The 24,685-nt window shown below is 68.6% G+C and carries 23 protein-coding genes and 1 pseudogene; 12 read left to right on the forward strand and 12 right to left on the reverse strand.

Annotated elements, in window-relative coordinates; translation table 11 throughout:
* Positions 1 to 146 precede the first annotated feature (146 nt).
* Genes FFS72_RS10455 through FFS72_RS10465 form a run of 3 tightly spaced genes read left to right on the forward strand, consistent with a single transcriptional unit; the run spans position 147 to position 5,190 of the window.
* Positions 147 to 1,337 (forward strand): metallophosphoesterase family protein, encoded by a 1,191-nt coding sequence (locus tag FFS72_RS10455; RefSeq protein WP_137873880.1) that lies wholly within the window; start codon positions 147 to 149, stop codon positions 1,335 to 1,337.
* Entirely contained in the window at positions 1,334 to 4,315 is a 2,982-nt protein-coding gene (locus FFS72_RS10460) for an AAA family ATPase (protein WP_137873881.1), read from the forward strand. Before FFS72_RS10455 ends, FFS72_RS10460 begins: the two co-directional genes overlap by 4 nt.
* 23 nt (positions 4,316 to 4,338) lie before the next feature.
* Positions 4,339 to 5,190, forward strand: coding sequence for a sulfurtransferase (locus FFS72_RS10465; protein WP_137873882.1), 852 nt, complete (start codon positions 4,339 to 4,341; stop codon positions 5,188 to 5,190).
* Between the two features lie 9 nt (positions 5,191 to 5,199).
* Here FFS72_RS10465 and FFS72_RS10470 read toward each other — a convergent pair whose 3' ends face one another.
* The 6 genes from FFS72_RS10470 to FFS72_RS10495 form a co-directional block, all read right to left on the reverse strand.
* On the reverse strand, positions 5,200 to 6,432 hold the full coding sequence (locus tag FFS72_RS10470; RefSeq protein WP_137873883.1) for an AI-2E family transporter: 1,233 nt from the start codon (positions 6,430 to 6,432) through the stop codon (positions 5,200 to 5,202).
* 37 nt (positions 6,433 to 6,469) lie between these two features.
* A complete protein-coding gene (locus FFS72_RS10475) occupies positions 6,470 to 6,973 on the reverse strand; it encodes a methylated-DNA--[protein]-cysteine S-methyltransferase (RefSeq protein WP_137873884.1) in 504 nt (167 codons plus the stop codon).
* Complete coding sequence (locus tag FFS72_RS10480) at positions 6,970 to 8,448, reverse strand: DNA-3-methyladenine glycosylase 2 family protein (RefSeq protein ID WP_137873919.1); 1,479 nt, start codon at positions 8,446 to 8,448, stop codon at positions 6,970 to 6,972. Before FFS72_RS10480 ends, FFS72_RS10475 begins: the two co-directional genes overlap by 4 nt.
* Positions 8,449 to 8,514: 66 nt before the next feature.
* Positions 8,515 to 8,685 carry a YbdD/YjiX family protein gene (locus FFS72_RS10485; RefSeq protein WP_137873885.1) on the reverse strand — a complete coding sequence of 57 codons (171 nt, stop codon included), beginning with the start codon at positions 8,683 to 8,685 and terminating at the stop codon, positions 8,515 to 8,517.
* Positions 8,685 to 10,982 carry a carbon starvation CstA family protein gene (locus tag FFS72_RS10490; protein ID WP_137873886.1) on the reverse strand — a complete coding sequence of 766 codons (2,298 nt, stop codon included), beginning with the start codon at positions 10,980 to 10,982 and terminating at the stop codon, positions 8,685 to 8,687. Before FFS72_RS10490 ends, FFS72_RS10485 begins: the two co-directional genes overlap by 1 nt.
* A 90-nt stretch (positions 10,983 to 11,072) precedes the next feature.
* Positions 11,073 to 12,647 carry an FMN-binding glutamate synthase family protein gene (locus FFS72_RS10495; protein WP_137873887.1) on the reverse strand — a complete coding sequence of 525 codons (1,575 nt, stop codon included), beginning with the start codon at positions 12,645 to 12,647 and terminating at the stop codon, positions 11,073 to 11,075.
* Between the two features lie 40 nt (positions 12,648 to 12,687).
* Here FFS72_RS10495 and FFS72_RS10500 point away from each other — a divergent pair, with 40 nt between their 5' ends.
* Together FFS72_RS10500 and ychF are read left to right on the forward strand one after the other, a co-directional pair.
* Positions 12,688 to 13,269: a class I SAM-dependent DNA methyltransferase gene (locus FFS72_RS10500; RefSeq protein WP_137873888.1), complete on the forward strand. Its 582-nt coding sequence runs from the start codon at positions 12,688 to 12,690 to the stop codon at positions 13,267 to 13,269.
* 55 nt (positions 13,270 to 13,324) lie between these two features.
* A complete protein-coding gene (ychF, locus tag FFS72_RS10505; protein WP_137873889.1) occupies positions 13,325 to 14,404 on the forward strand; it encodes a redox-regulated ATPase YchF in 1,080 nt (359 codons plus the stop codon).
* Positions 14,405 to 14,495: 91 nt separating this feature from the next.
* Here the strand turns inward: ychF and FFS72_RS10510 are convergent, their stop codons facing one another.
* Positions 14,496 to 14,729: a hypothetical protein gene (locus FFS72_RS10510; RefSeq protein ID WP_137873890.1), complete on the reverse strand. Its 234-nt coding sequence runs from the start codon at positions 14,727 to 14,729 to the stop codon at positions 14,496 to 14,498.
* 387 nt (positions 14,730 to 15,116) lie between these two features.
* Between FFS72_RS10510 and FFS72_RS10515 the strand changes: the two are divergent.
* A pseudogene (locus FFS72_RS10515) lies at positions 15,117 to 15,221 on the forward strand (DUF933 domain-containing protein); the annotation flags it as partial.
* Positions 15,222 to 15,309: 88 nt separating this feature from the next.
* On the opposite strand, the gene FFS72_RS10520 reads toward FFS72_RS10515, so the two are convergent.
* Together FFS72_RS10520 and FFS72_RS10525 are read right to left on the reverse strand one after the other, a co-directional pair.
* Positions 15,310 to 15,531 (reverse strand): hypothetical protein, encoded by a 222-nt coding sequence (locus tag FFS72_RS10520; protein WP_137873892.1) that lies wholly within the window; start codon positions 15,529 to 15,531, stop codon positions 15,310 to 15,312.
* Positions 15,532 to 15,798: 267 nt separating this feature from the next.
* On the reverse strand, positions 15,799 to 16,023 hold the full coding sequence (locus FFS72_RS10525; protein WP_137873893.1) for a hypothetical protein: 225 nt from the start codon (positions 16,021 to 16,023) through the stop codon (positions 15,799 to 15,801).
* A 234-nt stretch (positions 16,024 to 16,257) separates the two neighbouring features.
* Between FFS72_RS10525 and FFS72_RS26960 the strand changes: the two genes are divergently transcribed.
* The 4 genes from FFS72_RS26960 (at position 16,258) to FFS72_RS10540 (ending at position 18,564) form a co-directional block, all read left to right on the forward strand.
* Positions 16,258 to 16,386 (forward strand): hypothetical protein, encoded by a 129-nt coding sequence (locus FFS72_RS26960; RefSeq protein WP_283235412.1) that lies wholly within the window; start codon positions 16,258 to 16,260, stop codon positions 16,384 to 16,386.
* Positions 16,387 to 16,825: 439 nt separating this feature from the next.
* Complete coding sequence (locus tag FFS72_RS10530) at positions 16,826 to 17,263, forward strand: VOC family protein (protein WP_137873894.1); 438 nt, start codon at positions 16,826 to 16,828, stop codon at positions 17,261 to 17,263.
* A gap of 24 nt (positions 17,264 to 17,287) precedes the next feature.
* Positions 17,288 to 17,677, forward strand: coding sequence for a hypothetical protein (locus tag FFS72_RS10535; protein WP_502704099.1), 390 nt, complete (start codon positions 17,288 to 17,290; stop codon positions 17,675 to 17,677).
* A gap of 218 nt (positions 17,678 to 17,895) precedes the next feature.
* Complete coding sequence (locus FFS72_RS10540; protein WP_137873896.1) at positions 17,896 to 18,564, forward strand: DUF6891 domain-containing protein; 669 nt, start codon at positions 17,896 to 17,898, stop codon at positions 18,562 to 18,564.
* Positions 18,565 to 18,609: 45 nt separating this feature from the next.
* On the opposite strand, the gene FFS72_RS10545 is transcribed toward FFS72_RS10540, so the two are convergent.
* Positions 18,610 to 19,257: a TetR/AcrR family transcriptional regulator gene (locus FFS72_RS10545; protein WP_249353230.1), complete on the reverse strand. Its 648-nt coding sequence runs from the start codon at positions 19,255 to 19,257 to the stop codon at positions 18,610 to 18,612.
* Between the two features lie 101 nt (positions 19,258 to 19,358).
* Here FFS72_RS10545 and FFS72_RS10550 point away from each other — a divergent pair, with 101 nt between their 5' ends.
* Both FFS72_RS10550 and FFS72_RS10555 read left to right on the forward strand, forming a co-directional pair.
* Positions 19,359 to 20,504, forward strand: coding sequence for an Rv3169 family protein (locus tag FFS72_RS10550; protein WP_137873897.1), 1,146 nt, complete (start codon positions 19,359 to 19,361; stop codon positions 20,502 to 20,504).
* On the forward strand, positions 20,497 to 21,528 hold the full coding sequence (locus FFS72_RS10555; RefSeq protein WP_137873898.1) for a phosphotransferase family protein: 1,032 nt from the start codon (positions 20,497 to 20,499) through the stop codon (positions 21,526 to 21,528). The genes FFS72_RS10550 and FFS72_RS10555 overlap by 8 nt, the downstream gene beginning before the upstream one ends.
* A 7-nt stretch (positions 21,529 to 21,535) precedes the next feature.
* Here the strand turns inward: FFS72_RS10555 and FFS72_RS10560 are convergent, their stop codons facing one another.
* Together FFS72_RS10560 and FFS72_RS10565 are read right to left on the reverse strand one after the other, a co-directional pair.
* Complete coding sequence (locus tag FFS72_RS10560; RefSeq protein WP_137873899.1) at positions 21,536 to 22,393, reverse strand: SMP-30/gluconolactonase/LRE family protein; 858 nt, start codon at positions 22,391 to 22,393, stop codon at positions 21,536 to 21,538.
* A gap of 1 nt (position 22,394) precedes the next feature.
* Complete coding sequence (locus FFS72_RS10565; RefSeq protein ID WP_137873900.1) at positions 22,395 to 24,626, reverse strand: acyl-CoA dehydrogenase family protein; 2,232 nt, start codon at positions 24,624 to 24,626, stop codon at positions 22,395 to 22,397.
* Positions 24,627 to 24,685 lie beyond the last annotated feature (59 nt).

Consider the following 24,685-nt stretch of genomic DNA (forward strand, 5'->3'; position numbering starts at 1 on the left):
CTCGGGTCACGATTCCCGCGCTGGCGTGACCGTTTGTGGGAACGATCTCGCGGAATTCCGATCGGATCGACGCCCCCGCGCTGCGGGCCGGAGTGTTGCGGTCGGGGCCGGGGGAGAGTGTCGGTGCCCTCGTCTACGGTCGGCTCATGCGAATCCTGCACACCTCCGACTGGCACGTGGGACGCACCTTCCACGGTGTCGACCTGCTGGCCGATCAGGCCGCGGCTCTGGAGGCGGTGGCCAGGCTGGTGGCGGACGAGGGCGTGGACGTCGTGGTGGTTCCCGGCGACGTGTACGACCGCGCGGTTCCCGCCGCCGATGCGGTGACTGTGTGTAATCGTGCGTTCGAGGCGATCCGTGACGCAGGTGCCGTGATCGTGGCCACGTCGGGCAACCACGACTCGCCCGCACGGCTCGGCGCGGGAGCTGCGTTCGCGTCCGCGGGCGGCCTGCACCTGATGACCCGGGTCGCCGAGGTCGCGAAGCCTGTGGTGGTGTCCGACGAGCACGGTCCGGTCGCGTTCTACGGCATTCCGTATCTGGAGCCGGAGACGACACGTGTCGAACTGGGGGTTCCCACGGCGCGTTCGCACGCGGACATCCTGGACGCGGCGATGGGCCGGATCCGGGGCGATCTGACGGCGCGCACGGACGGGGGCGCGACGGTGCGCTCGGTGGTCCTCGCTCACGCGTTCGTGGTCGGTGCCGAGGCGACGGGGTCGGAGCGTTCGATCTCGGTCGGCGGTGTGGAGACGGTGTCGTCGTCGGCGTTCGACGGCGTCGACTACGTGGCACTCGGTCACCTCCACTCGCCGCAGACATTGACGGACCGCGTCCGGTACTCGGGTTCGCCGCTGCCGTACTCGTTCGGTGAACGCACGCATCGCAAGGCGGTGTGGATCGTCGATCTCGACGCCGACGGGCTCGCCGAGGTCACGCGACGCGATCTTCCCGTGGTGCGCGGCCTGAGCCAGCTGACCGGGACCGTCGACGACTTGCTGGGCGACGACGCATTCGAATCCGCCGTCGGCGACTACGTGTCCGCGGTGCTCACCGATCCGGTGCGGCCGGTGGACGCCATGCGTGTGCTGCAACAGCGGTTTCCTCACCTGGTTCACGTGGAATGGGTTCGTCCACAAGGAGACACGGACCTGAAGTACCGGGACAAGGTGCGGGGTCGCACGGACCGTCAGATCGTCACCAGCTTCCTGACGGATGTGCGAGCCGAGCCGACGGCGAGTGAACTGCAGTGGATCGAGCGGGCGCTCGGCGTCGCGGCGAGGGAATCGGACGGCGTCGTCGCCGAGAAGGACCGTGTGGGGGAATCCGTCGCGTGAGGCTGCATCATCTCGAGGTCACGGCGTTCGGGCCGTTCGGCGACACCGTGCGGGTCGACTTCGACGAGTTGGGTGCCGATGGGCTGTTCCTTCTGCACGGGCAGACGGGCGCGGGCAAGACGACCATCCTCGACGCCGTCGCGTTCGCGCTCTACGGCCGGGTGCCCGGGGCGCGGCAGGAGGGCAAGCGGCTGCTGTCGGACCACGCGGCCCCGGGCACGCCCCCGAAGGTGATGCTGGAGGCGACGATCGGCGGCAGACGCCTGCGCCTGACGCGCAGTCCGGAGTACCAGCGCCCGAAACTTCGCGGCACCGGCACGACGAAGGAGAACGCCAAGGGGACGCTCGAGTGGCTCGACGGCCAGGGGCAGAACCTGACCCGGCTGGACGAGATCGGTGAGGTGGTGGGCCGCCTGCTCGGGATGAGCGCGGACCAGTTCTTCCAGGTCGTCCTCCTTCCGCAGGGCGACTTCGCGAGGTTCCTTCGTGCCGACACCGAGGAGCGCGGCATCCTGCTCGAGCGGCTGTTCGACACCGGCCGGTTCGCCACGGTCGAGGAGTGGTTCGCGGCGCAACGCCGGTCGGAGGAGTCGGCGATCTCCGCGAAGAAGCACGCGGTGGATCGTGTTGCCGCACAGGTGTCCGCGGCGGCGGGAATCGAGGCGGGCGCGGACGCGGACCCGGTCGAGTGGTCGCGCAGGCTCGTCGAAGATGCACGGGATGCCGCCGACGCCGCGGGCGCGGTGTTGACCGCCGCGACGAACGCGGCAGGCCGATCCGAGATCACGCTGCGGAAGGCACGCGAGGTACGGCAGCTGCAGGACCGCGCCGCTCAGGCCCGCACCCGCCTCGCGGAGATCGACGAGGGACGCGAGCACAGGGACGTTCTGGAGGCCGAGCACACCCGCGCGGTGCGTGCCGTCGCCGTCGCCGCCGCGGACGCCCGCGCGGCGCAGGCCCGGACGGTTCTCGAGGCCGAACTCGGCCTGGTCGATTCGCTGTCCCGAACCGTCGCCCGCGAGCCCGAGGGCGCCGCGCTGGTGGCTCGTCTGTCGTGGCCCGACGGTGCGGATGACGCGACGACGCTCGCCGAGGCGGTGCGAAGCTGGGGCGCCGACGTGACGCGGCTCGACGAGCTGATCGCGCGGGACGCGACTCGGCGCCAGGCGCACACCGACCTCGACGCCGCACGCGCGCGGCAGGTCGAACTGACCACCGCTGCGCGCGAGGTGGACGAGCGGCGTGCTCGGCTGCCCGGTGAGGTCGCGCAGTGCGAAACCCGGTTGGCCGATCTGCGTGAGCTCGCCGCCACGGTGCCGCACCGGGTCGACCTCCTCGCATCGGCACGCGAGAAGATCGCGGCGTCAACGGAACTCGGACGGGTTCGTGTCGAGCGTGCGGCCGCGGGGGACCGGCACGAGGAGGCGCGCCGCGCCCACCTCGATGCCAGGGAGGTGCTGGCCGACCTGCGTGAGCGGCGGATCGCCGGAATGGCTGCGGAACTGGCATCCGGGCTCGCCGCCGGTGACCATTGCCCGGTGTGCGGTTCGGCCGAGCATCCCGCACTCGCGTTGCCCGCCGACGGCGCCGTCACCAAGGCGGACGAGGATGCGGCGCGGGCGATCGAACAGCGACGCGGGCGCGACGCCGACACCGAGGCCGCGGCGGTCGTCGAACTGGATCGGCAGGTGCAGGTGCTCGCGGCCCGGGTCGGCGCTGCGGACCACGACAGCCTCGTCGCCGCACTCGACGCTGCGGAGAAGGCGCATGCCGAGGCGTGCGCCGCGGAGAAATCGGAACCGGCTGCGGCGCAGTCGTTGTCGCGTCTGCGCGCCGAAGGCGACGATCTCGCTTCCCGTGCCCAGGGACTGTCCGCCGAACTCGCCGGCCTCGAACAGCGCATCACGGACGACACCCGGCGCCTCGTCGATCTGGATCGGGAGATCGAACTCGCCATCGGGGCCGAGACCGATCTGCGCTCGCGGCGCGACCGGCTCGAGGGTCTCGCGTCGACGGCGAACGCCCTGCGCGACCAGCGGGCGTCGGCGGCACGCGCCGCAACGGCCGCCGCCGCCGCTGCCGCGGACGCGGCCGACGTCGCTGCCGACGCCGGCTTCGCGGACCTCGCCGACGCACGCTCCGCGGTCCGGGCGCAGCCCAAGATCGACGAGATCGGTGCCTTCCTCACCGCGGCCCGCGAGGACCGGCGAGGGGCCGAGGCGATCCTCGCGGACCCGGCCGTGGTCGCCGCGATCGCCACGGAACCCGCGGACCTGCCTGCCATCGAGGCCGCTCACGTCGCGGCGGCGCAAGCCCGCGACGCGGCGATGCGGACCGCCACCGCCGCCGACGACCGCGCAGCGAAGGTCGAGCACTACGCCGGCGCACTGCGCGCCGAGGTCGAGCAGTTGGGTCCCGCGCTGCAGCGGTACGAGGAACTCGCGGCGCTGGCCGAGGTCGTCGCGGGACGCGGACAGAACGGGCGCAAGATGTCTCTGCGGTCGTACGTCCTCGCCGCGAGGCTGGAGGAGGTCGCGCTGTCCGCGTCCGTGCGGCTCCGCAGGATGTCCGGTGGCCGTTACGAATTCGTCCACGAGGACGGCGCCGGGCCGCGCGGCAAACGCGGCGGCCTCGGACTCGACATCCGCGACGACTACACCGGTGTGGTGCGGTCCGCGAAGACCCTCTCCGGAGGTGAGTCGTTCCTCGCGTCGCTGGCGCTCGCGCTCGGGCTCGCCGACGTCGTCGCCGCAGAGTCGGGCGGGCTGGTGCTTGACACCATGTTCATCGACGAGGGGTTCGGCACCCTCGATGCCGACACCCTCGAAGCCGTGATGGGCGTGCTCGACGAACTGCGGGAGGGTGGACGGGTCGTCGGAATCGTCAGCCACGTCGACGAGATGCGCCAGCGGATCCCGAGCCGCTTGCACGTGCTGCGCGGCAGGAACGGGTCCACCCTGGAGTCGATCGCAGGCTGACCACCACACGACAGGAACCATCGATGACACTCGTATCCGCGCCCGAACTCGTGGAACTGCTCGCCTCCGACGCGTCTGTCTCGGTGCTCGACGTCCGCTGGACGCTCGCGGAACCCGACGGGCACGCGGCCTACCTGGCCGGGCACGTTCCGGGCGCCGTCTACGTCGACCTCGAATCCGACCTGAGCGACCACGCCGTTTCCGGACGCGGACGACACCCATTGCCGGCCGGGATCGATCTCCAGGCAGCGTTGCGGCGCTGGGGAGTCGACGACGGCGACACGGTCGTCGTGTACGACGACTGGAACCGAGCCGGATCGTCGCGGGCCTGGTGGGTGCTGCGAGCCGCCGGGCTCGCGGATGTGCGGATTCTCGACGGCGGATGGGCTGCGTGGCGCGCCGCCGGTGGCCCGGTGCAGACCGGTGTGTCGGAGGTGGGCGAGGGCACCGTCACGGTGCGGCACGCAGACCTGTACTCGGGTGGACTACCGACGCTCACCTCCGGGGATGCCGCGGAACTCGGCAGCACCGGGGTGTTGTTGGATGCCCGTGCGCCCGAACGTTTCCGCGGTGAGGTGGAGCCGGTGGACCCGGTGGCCGGTCACATCCCCGGCGCCGTCAACCTGCCGTCCACGTCGATCCTCCGCGAGGACGGCGCATTCGCTGACCGTGAGCAGCTGGCGGCGCTCTTCCGCGCCCGCGGAACCGACGGGACCGTGACCGCGGGTGCGTACTGCGGATCAGGGGTCACCGCAGCGGTTCTCGTGGCTGCGGCGGCCGTCGCGGATGTGCCGCTGGCACTGTTCCCCGGGTCGTGGTCGCAGTGGTCGTCGGATTCGGCGAACCCGGTGGAGACGGGTGCCGGAGCTTCCTGACCTCCGAGGTCACTGTTCCTGTGCCTGCTCGGGTTCCGCATCGTCGGACGGAACCGGATCGTCGGAGGGCGAGAGGTCGCCCTCTGCGGCGGTCGACTCGCCGCCGGGGTCGGAACCCGGCGGCTCGGCCTGCGCGTCGAGTTGCAGGTCGATCTGTTCGCCGATGTAGCGAATCACCACCGCGACGCACGCCGCGACGGGGACCGCGAGGAAGGCGCCGACGATGCCGAACAGGGAGCTGCCACCGGTGACGGCGAGCAGCACGATCGCGGCGTGCAACTTCATGCTCCGGGACTGCAGGACCGGCTGCAGCACATTGCCTTCGAGCTGCTGCACGGCGAGCACGATGATCAGGATGATCAGTGCGGTCGTCCAGCCCTTCGTGACCAGTGCGACCAGCACCGCGAGGGCGCCCGCGACGAAGGCGCCGACGATGGGGATGAAGCCGCCGAGGAAGGTCAGCACGGCCAGCACCGGGGCCAACGGAACACCGAGGATCACCAGGCCGAGTCCGATGAAGAACGCGTCCACGAAGCTGACGAGAGCCTGGGTGCGGATGAATCCGCCGAGGGTGTCCCACACGCGGATCGAGACGGCCTCGAAGTGGCGCCCCGCGCGCCCACCGCTCACCGAGTGCAGCCACGGAATGAACCGGGGGCCGTCCTTGATGAAGAAGAACGCGAGGACCAGAACGAGGAAGATCGCGACGAGCATCGATCCCGCGGCGCTGACGCCAGAGAACACGCCGGTGGCGATCGACTGTGCGCTCGATTGCAGTTTCGAGGTGATCGCGTCGATCGCGGAGTCGATCTGATCCTCGCGCAGGTTCACGGGTGGGCCCTGCAGCCAGTCCTGCACCTTGTACAGGCCCTCGGTGGCTCGATCGGCGATCTGCGGCGCCTGGTCCACGACGGACGGGACGATGAGCGCGATGATCCCGGAGAGGACCGCGAAGAACGCGGCGATCGTGATTCCCGCCGCCGCTGCCGGTGGGACGCCCCGCTTGATCATGGCGCCCGTGGGCGGCCACAGCACCGTCGCGACGACGAGCGCGAGCAGGACGGGCAGCACCACGACCCACAGTTCGCCGAGGATCTCCCACACCACCCAGGCGCCGGCGGCGATGACGACGAGGCACAGCGACCATTTGGCCAACCACAGGCCGCCGACTCCGATCACCTCACCGCGGTCGGCGAAGCGGCGGCGTCGTGGCTTGACGGCGGTCTGCTGTGTTTCGGTCACCGGCGGTCCCTTCCAGGCGTGGCACTCGGGGGCGAATCTACCCGGCGGAGCCCTCGTGGGAGAGGAGCCAGCGTTTGACCGGCAAACCCCAACGGAATCCGCCGAGCGATCCGCCGACCCGAACGACCCGGTGGCACGGCACGAAGAGGGCGGCGGCGTTGCGGGCGCAGGCGGACGCCGCGCCGCGGATCGCGGCGGGTCGCCCGGACAGGGCCGCGAACTCGGTGTAGGTGACGGGCTCGCCCGCGGGCACCTTCCGCAGGACGTCCCATGCGTTTTCGAGGAACGGGCCCGAGTGTTGTTTCACGGGAATCGAATCGATGCATCGCAGGTCACCGGCGTGATAGTCGGTCACTGCGCGAGTGACGGCGCCCAGATCGGTGCGCGCGGCGAGTGCGTCCGGGCGCAGCGAAGGGTGGATCACCGGCAGCAGCGCGTCGGTGTCGGGCGTCCATCCGGACGCCAGGACGGCGCCGTCGGCATCGACGACGGCGGTGAACGGACCGATCGGGGTGTCGACGGTGCAGTGGTACGAGGTCATCGGTGATTCTCCTCATCGGGTGTGGTGGACAGGGCTCCGCGCGCGGTCAGTGCGACACGCCACAGATGCATGGAGACGTAGGAACGCCACGGCGCCCAGGGGGTCGAGTTGGCCAGATCGACGCCGAGGATGTCGCCGCCGCGAACGGCGACGAGATCGGTGTCGAGCAGGATGTCGGGGTCGGGAAGTACCCGCATCGCGACGTAGTCGGCGGTCCACGGTCCGATTCCCCGGTGGGACAGTAGATCCGACCTCAGCTCGGCGCGGGTGCGGCCGACATGCATCGACAGCGAGCCGTCGGCGAGCGCCCCTGCGACGGCGATCACGGCGTCGACTCGTCGGGCCGGGCCGGTGAGGACCTCTCGCCCCCGCTCGGCGACGGTCGTCGGGTCGGGGAACGTGTGCGTCAGGTGCGGGTGCGGTGTGATCGGCTCGCCGAGCGCGGCGACCAGCCTCGCGGTGTGCGTCGCTGCGGCGCCCACCGAGATCTGCTGCCCGATCATGGTGCGCAGCAGTAACTCCTGGGGGTCGACGCAGCCGGGAACCCGGATTCCCGGTGCGGCGTCGACTGCGGGCGCGAGGCGCGGATCTCCGCGCAGCGCGTCGTCGACGGCGACGGGGTCTGCGTCGAGGTCGAGGAGGTGCCGCAGCCGGGACACGGCGGTGGCGAGGTCGCGCATGTCGCCGAGGGACAACTCGGCGAGGACATGGGTGTCGTCGAATCGGACGGCGACGACACCGCTGCCGTGCGGCAGTCCCAGCGTCCGCCGATAGACGCCCTCCGACCAGTGTTCGAGTCCTGGAACCGCGTGGGCGGACAGGAACCAGGTCAGCCAGGTGCGGTCGAGAGGTGGGCGATAGGGCAGTCGCAGCGACACCGTGCCCGCGCCCGGCGTCGGGACGGCGGCGCGGCGCTGTGCCCCCGTGCGCAGCTGGGTCGGCGTCGCGTCGAACACCTCGCGCAGGGTGTCGTTGAATTGCCGAATGCTTGCGAATCCCGCGGCGAAGGCGATGTCGCCCATCGACATGGTGGTGGTCTCGATCAGTGTCCGCGCGGTGTGGGCGCGGTGGGCACGGGCCAGCGCCAGTGGTCCGGCGCCGAGCTCGGTGGTGAGGGTTCGAGTGAGCTGACGCGTCGAGTACCCGAGCGTCGCGGACAGGCCTGCGACACCGTCACGCTCGACGGCGCCGTCGCGGATCAGCCTCATCGCCCGCGCCGCCAGGTCGGAGCGGACGTTCCACTCGGGCGAGCCGGGCGACGCGTCCGGCAGGCAGCGACGGCATGCCCGGTATCCGGCCTGCTGCGCCGCCGCCGCGGTGGGAAGGAACGTCACGTTGCCCGGTTTCGGTGTGATCGCGGGGCACGACGGCCGGCAGTAGATGCCGGTGGTGCGGACGGCGGTGTAGAACTGCCCGTCGAAGCGCACGTCCCGCGACGAGACGGCGCGGTAGCAGCGGTCGAAGTCGAGGTCCATGCCGTCCAGCGTGGCAGCCGTCCGCGTCACGCGCTAGCGGGAATCGGACATCACCGTCGCTCGGCGTCAGCAGCAGCGGGCGCCGGGGTTGCGGTCGGCGTCGGCGTACCGCGCACGCCAGTAGTCGCGCTCGGTCGGCACGGGCTCACCCGGGTGGACGCGCGCTCGGTGCGCGACGAACCGCTCGTAGTCGTGATCGCCCATCAGGCTCCGCACCCACCACAGCAGGCCCCTCATCAGTGGTGCTCCACGGTGTGCGCGGCGCCGGGTGCGCGGACCTTGCCTTCGGCGATCAACACGTCCCACTGCTCCTGAATCTGCTTCTCGGCCTTCGTCGGAACGAAACCGGCCGGGCCGAAGATCTTCGACGGGACCGTCGGCGCCTCCGTGTCCGGCAACCCGCCCGCCCGCCAGGCCTTGACGCAGACCCACAGGCCGACGACGGCGACGACGAGAACCAGCACCGCGAACACGATCGACAGGGTGCCCTGGATGAACGTGTTGCGGATGACGGCGTCCATCGCCTCGGGTGTCTTCGCCGTACCGAACGAGGTCTGCCCGGCGTCCTTCGCGTCCTGGAACGCGTTGTGCTGCGCCCAGTATCCGATCGCCGGGACGTCGGAGAAGATCTTCAGCCAGGACGCCGACATCGTGACGACGAGATCCCACACCAGTGGCACTGCCGGTATCCACACCCACTTGAACAGGCCGCGCTTCATCACCACGACCGTCACGACGGTGAGCGCGATCGCGGCGAGCAGCTGGTTGGCGATGCCGAACAGCGGGAACAGGGTGTTGATACCGCCGAGTGGATCGGTGACGCCCATCAGCAGGACGCCGCCCCACAGCCCGACGACGATGATCGAGCACAGCCACGCGCCGGGACGCCACGACGGATCCTTGAAGCGCTTCGCAGCGCCACCGAAGTTGCCGAGCGAATCGGAGAGCATGAACCGGGCCACGCGGGTGCCCGCGTCGACGGTCGTGAGGATGAACAATGCCTCGAACATGATCGCGAAGTGGTACCAGAACGACTTGAGCGACTCGCCGCCGATGAACTGGTGCATCACCTCGGACATGCCGAACGCCAGCGTCGGTGCGCCGCCTGTTCGCGAGACGATCGACTCCTCTCCGACGGCCTCGGCGGCCTCGTTGAGTCGTTCGGCGGTGATGTCGGCGCCGGGTAGTCCCAGGTTGTTGAGGTAGTCGGGTGCGGACGCCGCGGTGCCGCCGGTCAGCGGGGCGGGCGCGTTGAGGGCGAAGTACAGGTGCTGATCGAGAATGCACGCCGTGACCAGTGCCATGATCGCGACGAACGACTCGGTGAGCATGCCGCCGTAGCCGATCATCCGGGTCTGACGTTCCTTCTCCAGCAGTTTCGGGGTGGTGCCGGACGCGATCAGCGAATGGAATCCGGACAGGGCGCCACAGGCGATGGTGATGAACAGGAACGGGAACAGTGAACCCGCGAATGCGGGACCCTCGCCGTTCTTCGCGAACTCCGTCATGGCGGGCATCTGGATCGCGGGCTGTGCGACCAGGATTCCGGCCGCGAGCAGCGCGATGGTGCCGATCTTCATGAACGTGGACAGGTAGTCGCGGGGCGCGAGCAGCAGCCACACCGGCAGGACCGACGCGGCGAACCCGTACGCGATCATCAGCCACGCGAGCGTGACCTTGGACAGGGTGAACCAGTCTGCACCCCAGGCGGTTTCGGCGACCCAGCCGCCCGAGATGATCGCGAGCAGAAGAAGGACCACGCCGATGAGCGAGACCTCGGACACCTTGCCGGGGCGCAGGAACCGCAGGTAGACGCCCATGAACAGGGCGATGGGGATCGTCATCGCGATGGAGAAGACGCCCCACGGGCTTTCCGCGAGAGCGTTCACCACGACGAGCGCCAACACCGCGATGAGAATGATCATGATGACGAAGACGCCGATCATCGCTGCGATGCCGCCCACCAGGCCGAGTTCCTCCCGTGCCATCTGGCCGAGGCTGCGGCCGCGCCGTTTCGACGAGATCCACAGCACCAGGAAGTCCTGGACCCCGCCGGCGAACACGACGCCGATGATGATCCACATCGTCCCGGGCAGGTAGCCCATCTGAGCGGCGAGGACGGGGCCGACCAGGGGGCCTGCGCCCGCGATCGCGGCGAAGTGGTGGCCGAACAGGACCCGCCGGTCCGTCGGCATGTAGTCCTTGCCGTTTTCCATGATCTCCGCGGTCGTGGCGCGGTCGTCGCGGGGTTTGACGATCTTGTTCTCGATGAACCGCGCGTAGAAGCGGTACGCGATCACGTACGTGCACACGGCGGCGATGACGAACCAGACCGAGTTGATCTGCTCGCCGCGGACGATCGCGATCATCGACCACGCTACCGCGCCCAGGACGCCGATCGCCGCGAAGATCAGCTTCTTCGCCGGCGTGATCGGACTGCGATCGACCACCCCGACTGGAGGGAGGTCCGGGTCGGTGTAGAGGTACTCGACGTTCGGATCGGAGCTGGGTGTCGGACTCGTGGCCGTCGTCATGTGCTGGCATCCCTCCGCGCGTGGATGTGGCTCACCTCACACTAGGACGCCGGAAGGGTCAATGCCCGGCAGAGTGGCCCCGGCCCGGGCTCAGAATCGATCGGCGTCCGCGTCGATCCAGTCGCTGCGCCACGACGTGGGCGGATCCTCGAGCAGTTCCCCGTCCTGCAGCCACTCGTACAGTTCCGCGTACGTCTTCGTGGTGTGGGCGTCGACCCGGCGGTTGAGCATCGAGGGCCGCAGGTCGGAGAAGGAGTCGACGCCCATCGACGCGACCATCTGCGCGGCACTCGCGACCGTCGACTTCTGGAAGCGGTACACCCGCGCCGACTTGTCGGGGACGTCGAGGGCCCTGGTGCGCGCCGGGTCCTGCGTGGTGACGCCGACCGGGCAGTGGTTCGTGTGGCAGGCCTGCGCCTGGATGCAGCCGACGGCAAACATCATCGCGCGCGCGGCGAGCGTGAAGTCGGCGCCCTGGATGATCCGTTTGACGATGTCGCTGCCGCTGGCGACCTTGCCGGAGGCGCCGATCCGGACACGGTCGCGCAGACCCGACCCGACGAGCGCGTTGTGCACCATCATCAGGCCCTCCGTCAACGGGGTGCCCATGTGGTCCTCGAATTCGACGGGCGCGGCGCCCGTTCCGCCTTCGGCACCGTCGACGATCACGAAGTCCGGGGTGATGTCCCGCTCGATCATCGCCTTGCAGATGCCGAGGAACTCGATCCGCGACCCGACGCACAGCTTGAAGCCGACGGGCTTGCCGCCGGACAGGGTTCGGAGCGTGACGATGAAGTCGATCAGTTCGTTGGGTGTCCCGAAGGCGCCGTGGGCAGGAGGCGAGATGACGGTCTTCCCGACGGGGACCCCGCGCGTCGCGGCGATCTCCTCGGAGACCTTCGCGCCCGGGAGGACGCCGCCGAGGCCGGGCTTCGCGCCCTGCGACAACTTGATCGAGATGGCCTTGACCTGGGGGTCGACTGCCTTCGTGGCGAACAGGTCCGGATCGAACCGGCCGTCGTCGGTGCGGCAGCCGAAGTAGCCGGAGCCGATCTCCCAGATCAGGTCACCGCCGTGGCGGCGGTGGTACGGGCTGATCCCGCCCTCCCCGGTGTCGTGGGCGAATCCGCCTCGGGCGGCGCCCGCATTCATCGCCTCGACGGCGTTGCCGGACAGCGATCCGAAGCTCATCGCCGAAACATTCAGCAGCGCAATGTCGTACGGCTGCGTGCAGTGCGGCCCGCCGAGTCGGACCCGAGGAGTGAGGTCGGTGGCGTGGCGGGCGCGCAGCGAGTGCGTCATGAACTCGTACCCGGGGGCGTGGACGTCGCGTTCGGTACCGAACGGTTCCGCGTCCTTCGTCCCCTTCGCCCGCTCGTAGACGAGGTCGCGGGTCTCGCGGTCGAACGGTGTTCCATCCGTGGACGATTCGACGAAGTACTGCTGGATCTCGGGTCGGATCCGTTCCAACTGGAAGCGGGCGTGCCCGAGGATCGGGTAGTTGCGCAGGATGCTGTGCCTGCGCTGGATCAGGTCGTAGGTGCCCGTCGCGGCGAGGAACAGCACCAGCGCCGCCGGGATCCACCAACCCCATCCGGCGGTGATCGCCAGCACGCCCAATGCCAGGCCGACGACCCACACCCCGGCCACGATCAACCACCTCACCCGACACCCCTTCCTCAGTCCTGGCCCTAGTCTGGACCACGTGACGCGATGGAAACGGGAACGCGACGAGGACGCTTCGCGCGCCTACGTCACGCGGTTCGAGGAACTGGCAGAACAGGGAGCCGATCTGCACGGCGAGTCCCGGATGGTCGACGCGCTGTTGGCACGGGGGTCGCGGGTGCTCGACGCCGGCTGCGGTACGGGCCGGGTGGGTGCGGAGCTCGCCAGGCGCGGACACCGCGTCACCGCCGTCGACCTCGATCCGGTGCTGCTCGACGCGGCACGAGCCACGGGCCTGCTCGACGTCGTCCAGGCGGATCTCGCCGAGCTGGATCTGCCGGAGGAAACGTTCGACGCCGTGGTCGCGGCGGGCAACGTGATGGTTTTCGTGGAACCGGGCACCGAGCGCCTGGTCTGTGAGCGGCTCGCCGCCCACCTGACGCCCGGGGGAGTCCTGGTCACCGGGTTCGCCACCGACCGCCCGTACTCGGTCGACGAGTTCGACCGGGACCTGGTCGCGGCGGGATTCGAGGTCGAGCATCGGTTCGCGACGTGGGATCTTCGGCCCTGGCGGGACGACGCAGACTGGGTGGTGACCGTCGCACGAACGCCGGCGGCCTGACCGTCGACCGCCCGGCGCGACCTGGGATGACGCCCATTCCGTAGAATGGCAGCCCGTGAGCCTTACCCTCGGAATCGTCGGACTGCCCAACGTCGGCAAGTCCACCCTGTTCAACGCGCTGACCAACAACGACGTGCTGGCTGCGAACTACCCGTTCGCGACGATCGAGCCCAACGTCGGCCTGGTCGAGCTGCCCGATCCGCGGCTGGCCAAGCTGGCCGAGATCTTCGGTTCCGAGCGCCTGCTGCCCGCGACCGTGTCCTTCGTCGACATCGCGGGCATCGTCAAGGGCGCCTCCGAGGGCGCGGGCCTCGGTAACAAGTTCCTCGCCAACATCCGCGAGGCCGACGCCATCTGCCAGGTGGTCCGCGTGTTCGCCGACGACGACGTCGTGCACGTCGACGGCCGCGTCGACCCGGCGTCCGACATCGAGGTGATCGAGACCGAGCTCGTCATCGCCGACATGCAGACCCTCGAGAAGGCTCTTCCTCGCTTGGAGAAGGAAGCGAAGAAGAACAAGGAACTCAAGCCCCTGCACGACGAGGCGCTCAAGGCTCAGGCGTTCCTCGACGAGGGCAAGACGCTGTTCAGCGTGAAGGACAAGCTCGACTTCGGGCTCCTGCGTGAACTGAGCCTGCTCACCACCAAGCCGTTCCTGTACGTCTTCAACGCCGACGAGGCCGTCCTCACCGACGAGGCGAAGGTCGCCGAGCTCCGCGCCTCCGTCGCCCCCGCCGACGCCGTCTTCCTCGACGCCAAGGTCGAGCAGGAACTTCTCGAGCTCGACGAGGAGGACCGGCAGGAGATGCTCGACTCCATCGGCCAGGCCGAGCCCGGCCTCCACGCACTCGCGCGTACCGGCTTCCACACCCTCGGCTTGCAGACCTACCTCACCGCGGGCCCGAAGGAATCACGCGCCTGGACGATCCACAAGGGCGACACCGCCCCGCAGGCCGCGGGCGTCATCCACACGGACTTCGAGCGTGGCTTCATCAAGGCCGAGATCGTCTCCTTCGCCGACCTCGTCGAGGCCGGCTCCATGAACGCCGCCAAGGCCGCGGGCAAGGTGCGTATGGAAGGCAAGGACTACGTCATGCAGGACGGCGACGTCGTGGAGTTCCGCTTCAACGTCTAGATCCACACCGCGAACGGGCGGTTACCGGAACGAACGCGAGGCGCGTGTCCCGGTAACCGCCCGTTCGGCGTCGGTCCCGCTACTGCTCGTCCTACGAAAGCCCCTCCGGGACTTCGAATTCCGCGATCGGCAGGTTGAAGAAACTGATCCAGCACTTGTAGGGATTCCACCCCGCCTGTCCGCAGACGAGGAAGGTGTCCTTGGGTGCGAGGATGCCCGACGCGTCGGCTGCCGAGGCGGTACCGGTCCCGGCGACAAAGCCGGCAGCCGCCAGGGCGGTGGCGGCGATGGTGGATGCGATACGACGGTTCGTGACACGAGGCATGGTTGAACCCCCTCCATTCTGTGATGCCCGGCGACCGTTCCGATTCCTCTGCCGGGAGAGCGATTCGCCCCGGCGGACACTGTAGCGTGGAGGTGGGAACTCAGAGGTGGAATCGAGTCCGGATGCCTCTGTCTCACTTGATGATTCGTATAGCACTACGCATTCCTTGTGAGTGCCCGCGCCTGGTGGGGCCGCCCGGTGCGCGGACACAGGGCCGTGTGCGGTTGGTTTCGCATGCCCGTTCGGGGCGCCGCTCATTTCGTGCCGAACACCGGACCCAGAAACGCCTGCAGGTAGGCCGACAGAGCCTCCCGGTCGTCCACGTCGCCTGTCGATCCCGGCGTTCCCGCCAGGGAGACGAGCATCCGGACCAGCCATTCCGCCACTGCGGGGTCGATGAACGCCGCCGAGGCTACAGGCAAGGCGCGCATGGAGGGCAAGGAGTACGTGATGGCCGACGGCGACGTGGTGGAGTTCTGCTTCACCGTCTAGATCCACACCGCGAACGGGCGGTTACCGGGGCGAACGCCGAGTGCGTTGCCCTGTCGCCGCCCGTTCGTCGTCGGTCCTCCTGCTCGTCCTACGACAGCCACTCGGGGACATCGAACGACTGACCGAAGACGGTGCACGTCCCAGGCTGGGGCGGGTAGATCATGGGCTGGACGCAAACGGGGAAGAGGCTGATCGGCTCGGCTGAGGATCCTTCGGCGGAGGCGGTACCCGCCCCGGCGACGAGGCCGGCAGCCACCAGGGCGGTGGCGGCAATGGTGGATGCGATACGACGGTTCGTGATACGAGGCATGGGAAGCCCACTCCATTCTGTGACGCCCGGCGACGCTTCCAACGCCTCTGCCGGGAGGGCGATTCGACCCCGCGGACACCGTAGCGCCGCGGCGCGAACGCCGAGGTGGATTCGGGTCCGGGCTCCTGCGTCTTGATGATTCGTATGACGCTACCCGTGTCTTCTCGGGTGCCTCCGTAAGGACGGACAAGGCCGAGTGCGTTGCCCGGTAGCCGCCCGTTCGTCGTCGGTCCCGCTCCCTCTCGTCCTACAACACCCGGTTCAGGACTACGACATCACCCAGTCCGGGACTATGAACGCATAACCGAACACGACGCAGAACGTGGGACTGAACTGCGCGGCGTTCCTACCGCAGCCCCACGAATTCTCCAGCGACCCGGCAGACGATGTGTCTGCCGCGGAGGCGGTACCGGTCCCGGCGACAAGGCCGGCAGCCACCAGGGCGGTGGCGGCGATGGTGGCTGCGATACGACGGTTTGTGGCACGAGGCATGGTTGAGCCCTCTCCATTCTGTGACGCCCGGCGACGCTTCCAATGCCGCTGCCGGGAGGGTGATTCGACCCCGCGGACACCGTAGCGCGGTGGGCGCGAACGCCGAGGTGGATTCGAATCCGGGTTAATCTGCGACACTTGACAATTCGTAAGACGCTACCCATGTCTCTCTGGCGCCTCCGCAAGGATGACCAAGGCTGCGGTGTGCGATGCGGGCCGCTGTCGCAATCGACGATGAGCTGCTCGCCCGAGCGGCGGATGATCCTCGTCGACACCGTCGTGTGGATCGGCCACCTTCATTCGACCGAAGCGCAGCTCGTGGATCTATTTGCACTCGACCGGGTGGGTTGCCTCGTCTGGTAGTCGAAGAACGTGCGCTCGGCTCGTGGAGTTCCGCTTCTGCGTGTCGCAGGCCACATTGCCCGCGGCGCTGGTTCACGCGCTCGGTGGAAACCCCTCCGGTCGCGGCCCTTCTCATTGCCGCCTGTTTGCTGCCGCCGGCCGGGAGCTCTTGGACGCTTGTTCAGCAAACTGGCCCGCGGGGCCATCTCGCCCCGTAGTGTTCTGAACGCAACACGAAATACAGCGAAGGAGCAGCAGACATGGGTGGTAGCGCAGAAACGATCCTCATCGGTGTTCTGTCGCAGGTTCTGACGAACCTGGTCAAGGACGCGCTGGGGTCCTGAGCACACGATTCGTTGACGCCCGTCGCCTCGCACGAGGTGGCGGGCGTCGATGCTTGTCTGGGCGAACATCGGCCGAGGTCCGTGTTCGGGTTCCGTCCAGTCGTTAGCGTGGGTGCATGGCCATCAAACTTGAGAACGTCGGTATCGCCGTGGAGGACCTCGAATCGGCGATCGCCTTTTTCGTCGACCTCGGTCTCAGCGTTCTCGGCCGGGACACTGTCAGCGGCGAGTGGACCGACACCGCAGTCGGACTCGACGGCAACCATGCCAACATCGCGATGCTCCAGACGCCCGACGGGCAGGGCCGCCTCGAACTTTTCGAGTACATCCACCCCGAGGCAATCAAGACGACACCCACCCTTCCCAACGAGATCGGCATGCACCGTGTCGCCTTCTCCGTCGACGACATCGACGAAGCCCTCGCGGTGGCCGCGAGGCACGGCTGCCACCCGCTCCGCGGTGTCGCCAACTACCAGGACATCTACAAACTCACCTACGTCCGCGGTCCCAGCGGGATCATCGTGATGCTCGCCCAAGAGTTGACCAAGGGCTGAGGGCGGGTTCCGCGATTGAGCGCGATGGTCTTTCGCACTGTGTTCGGCGGACCGGATCCGGACGTGGTGGCGGCGACGACCGCCATCAAGCGAAGCTTGCGTGACATCGACTTCGCCTATGAGCTCGACATCCTCCTGCACGTCGGCGGCGAGATCTCGTCGACCACGGACCCCACCGGACTGTACGCGCCCCGCGTGTCGGTGGCGCAGCGTCGGATGACGGCGCAGATTCGCGTTAACCGCTCCGACATCCGCGATGCTTCGGAGCTGAGTGGCTTTCTGCGGCGGGCGATCTTCGTGGCGCTGCAGCAGATGATCGAGCGGATCGCCGCCAAGGACAAGGCGGTTGACGTGGACGCAGAGACTCGCAAGATCGTGTTCCTCACGGAACCGGGCACACGCGCAGGGAACTGAACATCTCGTCCGCGCTCGCCGCGACGACTGATGTCGTGAGGACCCACGGTGCTCGCCTCGGATCTCACCGAACTGATGGAGGGTACCGCGCGCAGACACACGTCGTGCCCCTCTGCGCGGAGGACGCCGCCGCGGACGACACCGTGTCGGCGGTGGTGGCTACCATCGTCGCCGCCGGGTGGCTTCGCCCGATTTCGTCCTGATCCGGAGGTGGCGCTGTGAGCCCAGCATCGAACAACCCGAACACGATTCCGCCCTACGCGACCCTCCCCACCCTCGCCCTCGACGAGGACGGCCGCGCCGAGTTGACCCAGCAGATTTGGGAGCAGCTGATCACCGGCCGCGACGATGTCGACGACTTCATCGACATCTACGGCGAGGAGTACGACCTCACCGACGACCAGCTCGCCGCGGCGTTCGACGCGCTGCGCACCGCCCGGCTGCGGCAGCAGTCCGAGATCGGCGCGTACGCCTCCCGGACGACCGCCGCGTTCGACGAGCTGAATGCTCACGGCGTGGTCGCCCGCGCGGACTTCTCCTGCTGCGGAACCTGTGCATCCGGCGAGATCTGGGGCGAACGCGACGACAGTCGACACTGGCAGGGATACGCCTACTTCCACCAGCAGGACACCGAGCGTCTCGTCGTGGACGGCGAAACCTACATCGGCTACGGCGCGTTTCCGCCGGAGGACTTCGACGAGGACGCCTATGAGACGCTCAGCGAGACTGCGAAGGAAGACCTCTACCGGGCCGACGTAATACGGCTGCTCGATGACGTGATGTTCCCCGTGTTCCGGCGACACGGAATCGAGCCGGAGTGGAACCGCGACCTGGGCACGCGAGTGCTTCTCACGAACGCGGACTGGTACGACCCGATCGAGGCGTAGGGCGCGAGATTTACGTAGATGGCCTGCGATGAGCAGGTTCGTTCATCAGGTGCGGCTCGACGACCGATCGGCGGCGGTGTCGGCGCGGTCCACGGTCACGAGCAGCGTCAACGACTCGGCGGTGCGGGCGCAGAAGGTGTCGGCGTCCGCGAGCCCGCTGGTGAGACCCCGCATGGTGGTCGCGGCCATCAGAAGGTCGAAGGCGGCGTCGGACACGGCGGTGTTGGTGTCGTCGGAACGCTCCGGGAAGGCCGCGGCCACCCGGGCGGTGAGCGCGGCGCGCGCGGGAGCCTCGGACCGAGTGACGAGGCGCTCGTAGACGCCGTCGTCGGAGTGGTAGGCGGACAGCAGCCCCGGGATCGCGGCTCGGGTTGCGGGTTCGGCGATCCGCACGAGGAACATCCGGGTCCAGGCGAGCAGATCCGCGTGCAGGTCGTCGGTGGCCTCGGGCAGGGCGACGTCCTGCATCCCGAAGATCGCGTCCTCGATGATCGACTCCCGGGCCGCCCAGCGCCGATAGATCGCGGCGGTGCCCAGCTTCGCGCGGCGTGCGATGGCGGTGATGGTGGTCTTCTGATAGCCGCATTCCACCAGTAGCTCCCTGGTCGCGGAGAGGATGGCCTCGTCGACCTGTGGATCGCGGGGCCGTCCTACTCCGGCGGTGCCGGTCCGGCGATCTTTGCGCTCATCCACAATCGCGGACAGTACCGGACGTCTTTCGCCGAAACCAATACGTTGCGGAGTGCTCCGTAATAGATTCCGGTCAGCCCTCCTCCCCGACGAAAGGTCAGGCCATGATCACTCCGCATGACGAACTGCTGATCCACCAACTCCCCACCACTCTCGACCACGTCTCGCAGAGCGACCTCCGATGGACCGAGCGCATCGTGATGTACGGCTTCGACAAGTCCGGCGAGATCAGCATCATGACCGGCATGGCGAAGTACCCGAACCGCAACGTCCTCGACGCCTACGCCATGGTCACCCGCAAGGGCGAACAGGCCCGCGTGGTGCGGATGTCCACCGAGCTGAATCCCCAGACCGGGGCGCTGAACGCCTTCAGCGTGGGGCCGTACACCTACGAGATCGTCGAGCCGCTGCGCAAGGTGAGCTCCACCCTCGAGGCCAACGAGCACGGTCTGAGCTTGCAGCTCGACTTCTCCGGCGACTTCCCGGTCTACGAGCAGACTGCGGCCTTCCATCGCAGCCGCGGCCGGGTCCGCGAGGACGCGCGCCGGTTCTACCAGAACGGCACCATCACCGGCTGGATCGAGATCGACGGCGAGCGCATCGAGATCGAGCCCGAGAACTGGTGGTTCGGCCGCGACCACTCGTGGGGCGTGCGCCACGGCGGCGGAGGCGGCAGCCTGTCCGAGGGCGACAACATGCAGCCCTCGGAGGTGCCCGCCGGCGTCCTCTACTACATGGGCATCTTCCAGTTCGAGAACGAGGTCGTCCACTTCGCGCAGCGCGAGACCCACACCGGGGAGCGCTGGCAGTTCGAGGGCGAGGTGCTCTTCCCGATCGACTCCGGCAAGGACCCGCTGCCGATCATCGACGTCGAGCACGACCTGGACTTCCGCGACGACCTCCGCGTCGTCAAGTCCGGCACGTTCACCGTGCACCGTGCGGACCGTTCGACCGACGTCATCGAGGTCACGCCCGTGTGCGACTTCTGGCCGGGCCTGGCCGGGTACGACGAGTACAACGACTACGCGTCGGGCATGTACCGCGGCAAGGACTTCAGCGACAGCTTCGACGTCGACATCACCGACGTAAACGAGATCCGCAAGGTGAGTATGCTCAGCGAGACCCTCTGCGAGGTCCGGATGGGCGACAAGGTCGGGCACGGGCTCGTGGAGATGGTGTTCATGGGCGTGAATCCCCGCTACGGCTACACCGACTGGAGCGCCAACCGGTCCGGAGCGAACAATGGCTGAGCGGGTCGCACCCGAGAATCTGGCTGCTGCGCTCGAACCGATTGTCCAGCAGCGAATTCCGGGTGCACAGAACGCGAAGATCGTCAACTGGAGGCGCACCGAGCGGGGGTTCTCCACCGAGACCTATCTGTTCGACCTCGAGGGTGCCGAGCACGAGTCGGCGGGATTCGTGTTCCGACGGCCGCCGGAGGTCGCGCTGTTCCCGGACTACGACCTGCGCCGGCAGTACCTGGTAGCGGAGCGGCTCGGGCCGACCGATCTCCCGGTCCCCAGCGTCCGGTGGATCGCCGCGGACGACAACCCGCTGGGCACTCCGTACTACGTGATGGATCGCATCGGAAACGCCGAGGCGCCTAGTGACTTCCCGTCGTACCACACGGCAGGGAACTACTTCGAGGCCGACGAGCAGGGTCGGGCGAAGATGTGGTGGGAGTGCGTCGAGACGATGGCGCAGGTGCACGCCCTCGACCCCGAGAAGCTGCGGCTCGGATTCCTCGCGATGCCCAGGTTCGGGGACAAGCCGGTCGAGCAGATCGTGAACTACCTCGACTGGGCCATCCGCTGGGCGGCACCGGAACTGCCGCCGGTGATGGAGCGGGCCCTGACCTGGCTCAAGGGCAACCTCTACGACCCGGAGCACGTGACGCTGGTCTGGGGCGACGCCCGCATGTCGAACATCCTGTACACGCCGGAACTGGCCGTGGCGGGCGTACTCGACTGGGAGATGGCGTATCTGGGTGACCACGAGGCCGACCTGGCGTGGGTGCTGTTCCTGGACTGGGCGTGCAGTGAGTACGAGGGGCACCCGCCTCTGCCGGGTACCCCGACGCGCGAGGAGACCATCGCCCGTTACGAGGAACTGACCGGCTGGAAGGTGCAGAACCTCCGGTTCAACGAGGTGCTCGGCGCGGTGCTGCTCGCGGTGCCGCTGCTGCGCCTGTCGACGCACCTGCAGCTCGGCGACAACGTGAGCATCCACGGCTTCTGCCTGGCAAGGCTCGGACAATTGTTGGGCGACGCCTGACCGCTGCTCACGCCCCCGGCGAACTGGACGGGGTTCGCCGGGGGAAGGGCGCGGGTGCCGGGCCGGTGAGACGGAGGACGGACCCCGCCCCGGCCGCGGCGACGTAGAACTCTCCCGAACCCGCTGGGCCGCAGCAGATGTTGGTGGGCATGCTGCCCGTCTCGAGGCGGTGTCTCTCCTCGAGAACACCCCCGGAACCAATGACGTCGATGCGGTCGCCGCTGGTGGTGGCGACCCACAGTCGGCCGGTGTCGTCGATGGCGAGTCCGTCGGGGTGCCCGTCGACGATCGTGAACACTGGCGCCGCGGTCGCGCGTGGTTCCGGCGTGAGATCGTATGCCGTCACCCGGCCGCTTACGGTCTCGGTCAGGAACAGCCGGCCGCCGTCGAACGCGATCCCGTTGACGAAGACGGGCCCTTCGAGCATCAGCTCCGCTGCGCCGCTGTCGACATCGACGGCCCAGACCCTGCCGGGCAGTGCGCTTTCCGGGTGGGCGAAGTCGACTTCCTCCCGCGAGTCGGTGACCCACAACCGTCCGTCCGGCCCGAAGGTCAGGTCGTTCGGCGCGTCCATCCCAGTCGCGAGGTAGGAGACCTCCCCGTTCCGGATGACCTGAACTCCCGGCTCGGCTGATGCCCGCGCCGCCCAGATGCCACCGTTCTGCGCGACGTAGAGTGCGCCGTCGGGCCCGAGGGCGAGACCGTTGGGGCCGCCTTCCACCCGGTACTCGACCGCGACGGTTCCGTCGCGGTCGAGTACGAGCACCGAACCACGACTCATGGACACCACGGCGATCCGATTGTCTGGCAGCAGGGTCGGGCCCTCGGTGAAGCCGAGGCCGTCGGCGAGAAGAGTGACGTCCATGTCAGCGGGGCAGTCCCAGCACCCGCTGGGCGATGACGTTGAGCTGGATCTCGATGGTGCCGCCGCCGATCAGCACGGCCGGGACACCCAGGTAGTCCTGGACGTACGGCTCGTCCGGACTTCCTACACAGCCGAGCGGGCCGAGCAACGCGACCAGTGCCCGGGATCCCTCGCGCTGCGCGATCGCATGGAACACCTTCTGCACACTCGTGGACGCGCCGGTCGTGTCCTCCAACCCGTTCAGGCGACAGAGCACCGACTTCAGGTTCATGGCCGACACGGCGAGTTCACGGCCGGTGTTTCGGCCGAGCACCCGCACGACCTCGTCGCGGGTGGCGCCGTACTCTCCACCGTCGAGCAGTTGCCGGACGGTGTCCGCGGCGCCGTGACCGAAGCCCGCAGTCCCCATCTTGAGGCGTTCGTTCGACAGGGTGGTGACGGCGAGACGCCAACCGTCACCGGGACCGGCAACGACGCAGTCGTCCGGAACGAACACCTCGTCGAGGAACACCTCGTTGAACTCCCACACTCCCGTGGCCTGCTGAAGCGGACGGACGTCGACACCCGGCGAGGCCATGTCGATCAGGAAGTAGGTCAGGCCCTTGTGTTTCGACGCGTCCGCGTCGGTCCGCGCGAGGCACACACCCCAGTCCGCCTCCCGCGCCTGCGAGTTCCACACCTTCTGTCCCGTGAGTACCCAGCCCCGGTCGACCCTGCGGGCCCGGGTCGACAGGCCCGCGAGGTCCGAGCCGGCGCCGGGCTCGGAGAACAACTGGCACCAGACGAGTTCGCCGCGCAGGGTTGCGGGCACGAACCGCTTCTGCTGCTCCTCGCTGCCGTGCGAGATCAGGGTGGGCAGCACCCATTCCGCGATTCCCGTGTCCGGCCGCGCCAGCCCACGCCGGGCGAACTCGTCCGCGATCACGGCCTGCTCCACCGGTCCCGCGTCGAGGCCGTAGGGCTGCGGGTAGTGGGGTGCGGTGAGGCCCTCGGCCGCGAGTCTGGCCCGCCTGGCCCCGCCACGCGAGGGGGCCCACCCTTCCGTTGCGATCTCGTCCTCGGGGAGTGCGAGAACGTCGTCGAGTGAAGTCGAGACCCGCTCCCGCAGTGCGGGCAGGGTGTTCTCGTCGATGAACGAGAAGTCCCGCTGAATGTGCATGGCCGCCTCACCCAGCCGGGTCGACCAGGTGTCGTCGGTGCCCACCGCCGAGGCGACGGCGACTGCCCGACGCCAGTACAGGTGCGCGTCGTGCTCCCAGGTGAATCCGATACCGCCGAGCAGGCTGATGCAGTCGAGCGCCTGGTCGACACCTGCCGGAGCCGCGGTCAGTGCGGCCTGTGCCGCCACCAGGCGCTGTTGGTCGGGAGTGTCTTCCACGGCGCGAGCGGCATCCCACGCGGCGGCACACGCCACTTCGGACCGGACGAGCATCAGCGCCGCCTTGTGTTGGACGGCCTGGAAGCTGCCAACGGGTCGACCGAACTGGTGCCGGGCCCGCACGTAGTCCACGGCGGTCTCCAGGCACCACGTGGTGATCCCGCTCGCCTCAGCGCCGAACAGGGCCGCGACGACAAGGTCGACATGGTCCTGGTCCAGTCCGGACAGCGTCCGATCGGGGGCGACGTGATGTCCGGTCAGATGGAGCCGGCCGACCGATCGGGTGATGTCCGTTGCCTTGCAGGCCGCCACGGCCGCGGTCGTCCTGCCGAGATCCGTGTCGTCGAGCCAGAACCACAGGCTCGCGGAGCTCTCCCGCGAAGCCCGCACCAGCACTCGCGCCGCACCCGGAAGCCCGAGAGTGGGATCGGACGTCCCCTCGACAATCCAACCTCCGTCGACTTCCTCTGCCGTGAAGCGACTCCCGGTGACGAGAGCGCCGGTCGCGCCCGCGCCGAACGCTGCGAGTAGTTCCGAGGCACCGGCAGTGGCGGTCGAGGCGACCGCACCGGCGAGGACCGTGGGGAAGTAGGGCCCGGGGAAAAGGGCCCTGCCCAGCTGCTCGACGACGACAGCGAGCATCGGCAGCCCGCACGCCGAACCTCCCACAGCCTCCGGGAGGTGAACGGCGTGCAGTCCCTGACGCAGCACCGCGTCCCACACCGGGTCCGGTGCGGTACCGGACGACAAGGCATCAAATCGGGCACGGGTGTCCGCAACCGGTGCGGTTCGGTGGGCGAAGGCCGCGACGGAATCCGCGAGCGCGCGCTGATCCTCGTCGATGGGTAGAGCCATGAGTCCTCCTCGAAGGAACGGCCGGCCGGGGCCGGGAGTGCCGACACCTGATGGGGTCG

It is taken from the genome of Rhodococcus sp. Q (genome assembly GCF_005503035.1).
Taxonomy (GTDB): domain Bacteria; phylum Actinomycetota; class Actinomycetes; order Mycobacteriales; family Mycobacteriaceae; genus Rhodococcus_G.

Coding starts and splice junctions, on each gene's coding strand:
- FFS72_RS10465 (WP_137873882.1), top strand. CDS start 4,339: ATGACACTCGTATCCGCGCCCGAACTCGTGGAACTGCTCGCCTCCGAC.
- FFS72_RS10560 (WP_137873899.1), bottom strand. CDS start 22,393: ATGGACGTCACTCTTCTCGCCGACGGCCTCGGCTTCACCGAGGGCCCG.
- FFS72_RS10455 (WP_137873880.1), top strand. CDS start 147: ATGCGAATCCTGCACACCTCCGACTGGCACGTGGGACGCACCTTCCAC.
- FFS72_RS10550 (WP_137873897.1), top strand. CDS start 19,359: ATGATCACTCCGCATGACGAACTGCTGATCCACCAACTCCCCACCACT.
- FFS72_RS10490 (WP_137873886.1), bottom strand. CDS start 10,982: ATGACGACGGCCACGAGTCCGACACCCAGCTCCGATCCGAACGTCGAG.
- FFS72_RS10475 (WP_137873884.1), bottom strand. CDS start 6,973: ATGACCTCGTACCACTGCACCGTCGACACCCCGATCGGTCCGTTCACC.
- FFS72_RS26960 (WP_283235412.1), top strand. CDS start 16,258: ATGAGCTGCTCGCCCGAGCGGCGGATGATCCTCGTCGACACCGTCGTG.
- FFS72_RS10565 (WP_137873900.1), bottom strand. CDS start 24,626: ATGGCTCTACCCATCGACGAGGATCAGCGCGCGCTCGCGGATTCCGTC.
- FFS72_RS10530 (WP_137873894.1), top strand. CDS start 16,826: ATGGCCATCAAACTTGAGAACGTCGGTATCGCCGTGGAGGACCTCGAA.
- FFS72_RS10480 (WP_137873919.1), bottom strand. CDS start 8,448: ATGGACCTCGACTTCGACCGCTGCTACCGCGCCGTCTCGTCGCGGGAC.
- FFS72_RS10535 (WP_502704099.1), top strand. CDS start 17,288: ATGGTCTTTCGCACTGTGTTCGGCGGACCGGATCCGGACGTGGTGGCG.
- FFS72_RS10485 (WP_137873885.1), bottom strand. CDS start 8,685: ATGAGGGGCCTGCTGTGGTGGGTGCGGAGCCTGATGGGCGATCACGAC.
- FFS72_RS10520 (WP_137873892.1), bottom strand. CDS start 15,531: ATGCCTCGTATCACGAACCGTCGTATCGCATCCACCATTGCCGCCACC.
- FFS72_RS10555 (WP_137873898.1), top strand. CDS start 20,497: ATGGCTGAGCGGGTCGCACCCGAGAATCTGGCTGCTGCGCTCGAACCG.
- FFS72_RS10525 (WP_137873893.1), bottom strand. CDS start 16,023: ATGCCTCGTGCCACAAACCGTCGTATCGCAGCCACCATCGCCGCCACC.
- FFS72_RS10510 (WP_137873890.1), bottom strand. CDS start 14,729: ATGCCTCGTGTCACGAACCGTCGTATCGCATCCACCATCGCCGCCACC.